This window comes from Pseudomonas mosselii, from assembly GCF_005796105.1.
GTDB classification, from domain to species: Bacteria; Pseudomonadota; Gammaproteobacteria; order Pseudomonadales; family Pseudomonadaceae; genus Aquipseudomonas; species Aquipseudomonas mosselii_C.
The window spans coordinates 301,329-308,160 of record NZ_VAUO01000007.1 but is presented as its reverse complement, the minus strand read 5'-3'; the positions used below and the strand labels follow the sequence as shown (position 1 = coordinate 308,160).

The window sequence follows — 6,832 nt, the reverse complement described above, 5'->3', positions numbered from 1 at the left end:
GGCGGTCAAGTGGGTGTCGGGGCGCTGGGTGGCTTCGGGGGCAAAAGCGACAGGGACGGCTGGAGAAGTTGCAGGCACGGGCGCTAGAAATCCGTTGCTTGATGATGCGATACCGAGAGGCGGTGATCGTCTGGTCGTGAATCAAGGACCTGTGCCTACTTGCGGTCACAACTCTTGTGGGATGGTTCTGAATACGTTGGGCAAGGAAGTTGATGTAGGCACTCTTATCCAAAAGCTCCCGCCCTCTGAAAAAGGAATTTTTGCTCAGGATGTTGCTAGCCTGATGAAGTCTGAAGGTGTTCCTGCAAGTGCCTTTGGGAACAGAAATGTCGCTGATTTGACTAGGTATACCTCAAATGGAACTCCGGTAGTTGTTCGAGTTGTTGACAATGCGACAGGCTCTGGTTTTTCCCATTTTGTTGTGGTGGATGGGGTTACAACTAGAAATGGCATTTCTGTTGTAGCTATTCGTGACCCGCATGGTAAGCAGTATTTCAGTCCTGTTAGTACCTTCGAAAGAAATTTTTCGGGTGAGGTTGTTGTTCCTCGGAGTGCTTTGAAATGAAATTAAATATTAGCTTCCCAAAAAATATGCACACTGAGCAATTGCTCAGGCAGGCGCGAATTCCTTGCTTGTGCAAAATATCTAAAGAATTTGAGATTTCTTTTTCGGATACTGTTCCTGAGGCATCCGGACTCGTATCTGAATGGGATCGTAATGAGTTGGAGTTAAGAGCTGTTGCGGGTGGCGGAGGGCAATATACTCACTATGCGAACAGTCTGATTACCTTGAGGGAAATTGAGCCTGATGTTTATAAAATCATTGGGCTAGAAATGTTTTATACGAACTTCGGGTGGTGTGTTGTCTTGAAGGATGGTGAGTATGCGCCGCCAGGGAATTTTTGGGACGAAGAGTGACGGTTTTTGATGGGCTTTATTGACAGGTTGGTGTAAAGATGGTGCAAAAGAGGCATCCACGAAGAATCCGAACTCAACTAGCGCAATTACAGGTGCTGAGGCCGGTACTACCGGATTGCCCAAGATTGGCTCGTTGAAGGGCGAGCCAGAACTGCCGCCAAAGAATGCAAGTCCAGATAGGGCTCGATCAATTGAACGTCAAAATTAGGCCGCCAAAATTCTTGCTAACGCTGACTATGATGTAGAGCAACTAGCTAATACGGGTAAAAAGGTGCCAATCCAGATTTGCGGATCAATGGAGAACTGGCTGATGTTGCATCTCCGAGAACGGGCAGTGTTGGCTCTGTGTTGATGACCATTAATGACAAGGTCAAAAAACAAGCCAGCAGTGTAGTGATTAATCTGGCTGACTCTCCGCTGACTATCAATCAGGTAGGCGATGCCTTGAGTCTTAAACCCGTGGCAGATTTGAAGACGCTATATCTCATGAAAAATGGAGAGTTCAAGGTGATTGAGGTTTCGAAATGGCAATAACCATGAGCCTTGAAATCGCGACTGGCACTTCCATGCAGGAGATTGGGTCGGTTTTATCGGGGGTGGGGGCTGAGGTCTGCATCGATAATGATGATCTATCAGGGAACTTGGGTGCCTCCAACACGTATTTTGTATTTCGTAAGTGCCATGAGCTGGAGCAGGTTGTAACTGAGGGAGTAAGCGTAAGTTGGGCTGTGGGGGTCAGGGGGCATTCCATTGTCCGGTGGACTCTCTTGCGCAAGGATCGAGCGACATTAAGCGTTTTTTGACTGATTTGTCTGAAAAAAACCAATGTTATTTTATTTTTTCCTTTCAGTACGAAAGTGTCTATGCAGTTCGCGATGAAGATGGGCTTCGGTTCTTGAACGAAATGGTGGGCTAGCGGTGCAAACTGCCCGGGTCGAGGTGCCTTTACAGGCAGTGCGTTGGCAGTCTGCGCAACCGCTAGGCCTCATCCCGTGGTTAGAAATTGAGTTGCACCTTGCTAAAACTGGGCATCCACAGCAGTGCGACTGGTATAACGTCGGTGCCGAACGAAACGGATATTTCCCGCTTGTTGATTTCCAGAAGGGTAAGACGCTGGTGAGTCGATACGACAGGCAGTACGTGGTTAGGCCGTATGCAAGATCATATTATCGATTTGGGGACAACTGGCGCAAAAGTGGACGGTATGCCAGCAAGCATGGTGCTTGATCTGCACGTTCAGCCTGGTGATTCGGCCGCTGCCAAGTCACTTATCCAATTTGGCCGTGACTATGATGTCAAAGTGGTTATTAGAGAATTTAGGTGAGATTTTAGGAATTGAAACGATTCAAGTTTGTTTTTGATATCGATTCGATCAGTGGCTTGCAGATGCTGGTTTTGGTTGAGCAGGTTTTAAGTAAACTTTTCTCTCCTGTAGAATTTTTTTTGCAGGGAACCAAGATTGATGTCAAGAAACTTGAAAAGTAAATACTGAAGAAAAAGTCATGGCCTAGTGGCTTGGTGTCAGGTGGGTATGGTCTCCGATTCGGACTGCTGCCAGCAATGGGTTATTGCTTTTTGGTGCTGGAAGAATTAGAAGGTCATGATAATGCTGAGTTGCAAGAGGAATTAGCGCCTATTTTCGGTGTGCAAGGTTTTATTCAGGCATGGGTTTCTGATATCGACTATGATTTTTGGCAGAACGCCACAGACCCTCTAGAGTATGAATGCGCGGGTCGCTCGCTTTTCGGTCTTCCGATGAAATCGAATGGTTTACCTCCTCCCTTGGATCAAATGGAAATTGATACGTCAGGGAATCCTGGTCGTAACGTGCTAGGCAAGGGTATATTGAGGCGATTGGCAGCACGATGTGGCTGGGTAGTCTCTTCTGGGAGCGGGTGGGTGTAGATAAGCGCTCCTGCGTTTCATTGTTGGAAAGCCAAGGGTTTAAAGTGTATGAGGGCGTTAAATTTTTCAAGGTTGTAACATCTGACAAGATTTTTTCTGATGACTCAACCATGGAAGAACAACATGCGCTGAGGCAGATCTTGTTCGGACTGTGAGTTCAGTTATGAGGTCAGGGCAGGGCGAGGCGTAATTCTGGATAAGAGATCTGTCCCCTTTTTGCTTGTTTATGTGAATGAAAAAGGGCCTAAACGCTATGCCTGTTTTGGGCATGGTCAAAAAAAGAAGCACGTGCTGGAAGTGAGCTTGCTGCTGTTGCAGGAAGAGNTGGGCATGGTCAAAAAAAGAAGCACGTGCTGGAAGTGAGCTTGCTGCTGTTGCAGGAAGAGCCGGACGACGGGGTGGCGCTGGGTAATGTCGCCTGTCATCTGATGGACAGCATCTTCTCTGGTTGGCTGGTTGGCTGGTTGGCTGTTATGAACTCGTCCAGCCTTACATGCCGGGGTTGTTGGACAGAATTGACCTGGCCATCTCCAGGCAGGACGACTGTATGCGATCCACAAACACTACATACCCAGATATGGCGCTCAAGATAGACACGGAGCTTCTATTTTTGGGGCCGAATATCCACGACCTTCCCCGACACTACATTTTTGATCAGAGCCAATAAATGTGGCGAGACATTCCAGCGGCGCCCTGCATCGGTTACCACCGTCACGGTCTTGCGGTTGAACTTCATAACCGTTCCCACAATCCGTTCACCGGCAGGGGACTCGAAGCTGACCCGTGCTCCTGAATGGAGTTGCATCATTGATTTATGTGTTTCCAACGTCTCCAGCATCTTCAGACGCTCGATAATTTGATGGTTCAGTTCGACCAACTCATCAGCCGTCAGATGGGTGATATCAATACTCATGATGCTCTCCAATTCCACGGTAATAGTGCTTCATAGTCGGCAACCGACTGTGCATGCGGCAACCGCTCCAGTACGTGGCGCAGCCACGTATAGGGCTCCTGGCCGTTGACCTTGGCGGTCTCAACCAAGCTGTAGATATGCGCACTGGCCGTGGCGCCCTTGGGCGTGTCACTGAACAGCCATGCCTTTCGCCCAATGACAAACGGCTTGATCGCACGCTCTGCCAGGTTGTTGTCGATTGGTAAGTGGCCCGCTTCGACATACCGTTCCAACCGGCTCCAGTTGTTCGCCAGATAGTGCACGGCCTTGCCCAGCACACTTTGCGGTGTGGACGGGTGGGTTGTTTTGGCATGTTTTGACGGGGCGGATTTTTCAGGTGATCCGCCGGTGAGAATATATGACTACTCCAATCTCAAAGCGTTGCCTTGGGAGAATAGGTCTTATCAGATTTTCTCTGATTGGCTTGAGGCGGCTAAGAAGGAGTCGTCAGATTATAGGTCATCGATATGTTGACTTATGAATCTGGTTTCTACATGTGCGGTTAACCAAACCCCATTCTCTGCCTGAAAGAATTTGAAGCCCTGTTGGTGCATCCTTAGGGCTTCAATTTTTAGTACCACAGGCTTTCCATAGCGCTGCCCAACAGTAATAGCCGTAGTTATGTCCTGCGACAGGTGCACATGGTGGCGAGAGCCTGCGATCAATCCTTGCTGCCGGATCGATTCCAGGAAGCGTGTGGCGGTGCCGTGGTAGAGAAACTCTGGAGGCTCTTTCTCGACGTGCTGAAGGCTCACACTAGCAGTTGAGTGACCTTGTACGGCGCGGATGCGCAGGCCATCATCCGAGAGACTGAAACGCTTTTTATCGCTGCTGCTGACGACAGCCTGAATCAGGGCAATATCTAAAATTCGCCCATCTTTAGCGGCACCGGCTATCAAGGATTCGACATCTGCCCAGCCCTCGTTGTCTAGCTGCAAGCCGATGGCGTGTGGTTCATGCCTGAGAACATAGCTAAGAAATTTGCTGGTCTCGTTGAGTTGCTTGGTATTCATCCTGCTTAACGCCTCAAAATCATTCATTGATTGGCCGTGGTTTGTATCATCGGTGCATCATGTCTGCCACATATCTGCCGCATGCCTGCCTGCATCACTGCTGCATCAACTTGCATCGTGAGCTGCTTCCTTTGTGCTATCTGGCTGCTATCTACCGGCTATCTGTTGCCGGAGTCGGGCCACGCTTACGGACAGTGGTTTCCTGCTGCTGACCAAACAGCTCTTCGAGTTTGTTCGACAGCAGCCGGGCCAGCTCTGGCAACGCCGCTACCTGAATACGTGGCTGCGCCACGTACTGGAGCGGTTGCCGCATGCCTCGTCGGTAGAGGAGTACGAGGCGCTGCTGCCGTGGAACTGCTCGCCAGAGATGCCACGGTAACCTGTTGCCCCATCATGTGATAGGTGGGGTTCATGGATCGCACTTGATGCACTGGGCCGGGCACGCGAGCTTGATCAAAAAACCATGCGCGCGAGATTCAGCTTCAGGCGTTCAAAGACGGCGGTTGGCCGGAGGAGAAATATCGCAAGGCAATATTCGACGACTATTTCGCCGCCCAGCAAGTCGATCAGGCCGATGTCACCTACGCCGGGTATGCGCCCGCCAGGGAGCTTGGCTTCGTCGCCTCGGAAATGGGCCTTGGTTACATGCGCGAGGCGGTTAGCTGGCCGGGCAAGGCAGTCGATACACTTTCGCAGGTCGCCCAGCATCCAATCGACACCGTGCAAGGGGTGTGGGCTGGCTTGCTGGACAGCGCCAGTGCAGGCTACGCTTGGGCCACCAGTGATATCCCAGCCCAAGGCATCGAGCGGGCCATTGACGAGGCTCAGGCCAAGGGGCCGCAGGGTACGGGCGAGTTCCTGTTTGACGCGACCACTGGCATTTTGACTGCTGAATTGGGTGGGGTGGCGGTCAAGTGGGTGTCGGGGCGCTGGGTGGCTTCGGGTGCAAAAGAAGCTGGGAAGGCAGTTAGCCCAATTGTTCCAGGTGGTGGACTTGCAGCTCATGAGGCAGCTGGTGGGCACTTGCTTGCAAAGCATGTCGGGCAATCAGAGGCACAGTTGTTAAGCCGTCTTTCGGCGGAGCCTAAAATTACTGGCTCGTCATCTTTTTATGATCGAACAGTTGCTGAAAAGGCCGTTTCACAAACCTTGGATATGAAGCGAACAGAAATTGCGAACTGGCTTTCTGGAAGCGCAAACCGCTTGAGACTTGACCATACGCTATCAAACCCTGTTGGAATATCTGTTGCTCGCGGCGCGTCCGGTGCAGTAGATGCAAATTCGGTCAGGGTAATACTTGTGCGTGATTCGAAAATTTCAACAGGATATAAAATTCTTACAGGATTCCCTACGGTGCCATGAGTATGAAAAATTACAGCGTTATCGGTCAGTTATTAGGTTGCTATTTTCATCAAGACTGGCCTGAAGAGTTCAGTAATAGCAGTGAGGTGATTCATGAAATTACTAATAGTGAATCTCGTGAGAGGTTGCTCGCGGGGGCTGGTGAGCTTGACCAATTGATTGCTCTTAATCTTCCTGAAGATGCTTGTCGCGAGATTATGATTGCTAAAGTTGGATGTTTCTTTGAGCCCGAATCCGAAGGCCTGACATACGCAAATTGGTTGTTGATGGTGCGGGCTGCTTTCTTAGAGAAATAATAAGTTGGTGCAAAAGCGACTAGAAAGGATTATGTCGATGTTCTTTCCCCTGAAGCAAAAAACATATTTTGTATGGCGATAAGCCTGAAAGTGGTGGCCATATGTGGCCAGGTCAACCAGGGAAGACAGTTTTCCCTCGGAGTTGGTCGGCAGATAAAATAGTTCACGAGGTTGGCGACATTGCGACGTCTCCTAATACCAAGTGGTACGCCCAAACAGGAACTGGCGGGATTTATACAAGCAAAGGCGATCCTGCCAAATGGGTTGCTTATGAAGTGCGTGACGGAGTTCGTATGCGTGTTGTTTACCAGCCAGCTACGGGCAAGGTGGTCACGGCCTTTCCCGACAATGCACCAATTCCAACCTATAAGCCCATAAAGTAGGTC

11 protein-coding genes and 3 pseudogenes are annotated in these 6,832 nt (G+C 50.1%); 9 read left to right on the top strand and 5 right to left on the bottom strand.

The features are described 5' to 3' along the window. The 5 genes from FEM01_RS16620 to FEM01_RS24425 all read left to right on the top strand — a co-directional run. Nucleotides 1-565, top strand: a 565-nt coding sequence (locus tag FEM01_RS16620) for a cysteine peptidase family C39 domain-containing protein (RefSeq protein WP_138220575.1), incomplete at its 5' end; no start/stop codon positions are given. Then, nucleotides 562-918: a hypothetical protein gene (locus FEM01_RS16615; protein WP_138220574.1), complete on the top strand. Its 357-nt coding sequence runs from the start codon at nucleotides 562-564 to the stop codon at nucleotides 916-918. The genes FEM01_RS16620 and FEM01_RS16615, both read left to right, overlap by 4 nt. 285 nt (nucleotides 919-1,203) lie before the next feature. After that, nucleotides 1,204-1,452: a hypothetical protein gene (locus tag FEM01_RS16610; RefSeq protein ID WP_138220573.1), complete on the top strand. Its 249-nt coding sequence runs from the start codon at nucleotides 1,204-1,206 to the stop codon at nucleotides 1,450-1,452. Nucleotides 1,453-2,071: 619 nt separating this feature from the next. Then, nucleotides 2,072-2,242 (top strand): hypothetical protein, encoded by a 171-nt coding sequence (locus FEM01_RS24190; protein WP_171030978.1) that lies wholly within the window; start codon nucleotides 2,072-2,074, stop codon nucleotides 2,240-2,242. Nucleotides 2,243-2,478: 236 nt separating this feature from the next. Beyond that, complete coding sequence (locus FEM01_RS24425; RefSeq protein WP_240791765.1) at nucleotides 2,479-2,823, top strand: hypothetical protein; 345 nt, start codon at nucleotides 2,479-2,481, stop codon at nucleotides 2,821-2,823. Between the two features lie 604 nt (nucleotides 2,824-3,427). Here the strand turns inward: FEM01_RS24425 and FEM01_RS16600 are convergent. The 4 genes and pseudogenes from FEM01_RS16600 to FEM01_RS24185 form a co-directional block, all read right to left on the bottom strand. Then, the gene (locus tag FEM01_RS16600; RefSeq protein ID WP_138220572.1) at nucleotides 3,428-3,736 is read right to left on the bottom strand and encodes a hypothetical protein; all 309 of its coding nucleotides are present in this window, start codon (nucleotides 3,734-3,736) and stop codon (nucleotides 3,428-3,430) included. Next, nucleotides 3,733-4,083 (bottom strand): annotated as a pseudogene (locus FEM01_RS16595) (IS66 family transposase); the annotation flags it as partial. The gene FEM01_RS16600 and the pseudogene FEM01_RS16595, both read right to left, overlap by 4 nt. 144 nt (nucleotides 4,084-4,227) lie before the next feature. Next, the gene (locus FEM01_RS16590) at nucleotides 4,228-4,788 is read right to left on the bottom strand and encodes an RNA 2'-phosphotransferase (RefSeq protein WP_138220581.1); all 561 of its coding nucleotides are present in this window, start codon (nucleotides 4,786-4,788) and stop codon (nucleotides 4,228-4,230) included. Nucleotides 4,789-4,939: 151 nt separating this feature from the next. Beyond that, nucleotides 4,940-5,101, bottom strand: a complete 162-nt coding sequence (locus FEM01_RS24185; protein ID WP_171030972.1) for a hypothetical protein — start codon at nucleotides 5,099-5,101, stop codon at nucleotides 4,940-4,942. On the opposite strand from FEM01_RS24185, the pseudogene FEM01_RS16585 reads away from it, so the two are divergent. Then, a pseudogene (locus FEM01_RS16585) lies at nucleotides 5,066-5,167 on the top strand (transposase domain-containing protein); the annotation flags it as partial. The gene FEM01_RS24185 and the pseudogene FEM01_RS16585 sit on opposite strands and share 36 nt — an antisense overlap. 74 nt (nucleotides 5,168-5,241) lie before the next feature. Here the strand turns inward: FEM01_RS16585 and FEM01_RS16580 are convergent. Further along, nucleotides 5,242-5,496: a hypothetical protein gene (locus tag FEM01_RS16580; protein ID WP_138220571.1), complete on the bottom strand. Its 255-nt coding sequence runs from the start codon at nucleotides 5,494-5,496 to the stop codon at nucleotides 5,242-5,244. A 33-nt stretch (nucleotides 5,497-5,529) separates the two neighbouring features. On the opposite strand from FEM01_RS16580, the gene FEM01_RS16575 reads away from it, so the two are divergent. From FEM01_RS16575 to FEM01_RS24810, 3 genes and pseudogenes are all read left to right on the top strand, one after another. Then, nucleotides 5,530-6,150 carry an RNase A-like domain-containing protein gene (locus FEM01_RS16575; RefSeq protein WP_138220570.1) on the top strand — a complete coding sequence of 207 codons (621 nt, stop codon included), beginning with the start codon at nucleotides 5,530-5,532 and terminating at the stop codon, nucleotides 6,148-6,150. Nucleotides 6,151-6,152: 2 nt separating this feature from the next. Next, nucleotides 6,153-6,446 carry a contact-dependent growth inhibition system immunity protein gene (locus FEM01_RS16570; RefSeq protein WP_138220569.1) on the top strand — a complete coding sequence of 98 codons (294 nt, stop codon included), beginning with the start codon at nucleotides 6,153-6,155 and terminating at the stop codon, nucleotides 6,444-6,446. A 24-nt stretch (nucleotides 6,447-6,470) separates the two neighbouring features. Then, a pseudogene (locus FEM01_RS24810) lies at nucleotides 6,471-6,829 on the top strand (EndoU domain-containing protein); the annotation flags it as partial. Nucleotides 6,830-6,832 lie beyond the last annotated feature (3 nt).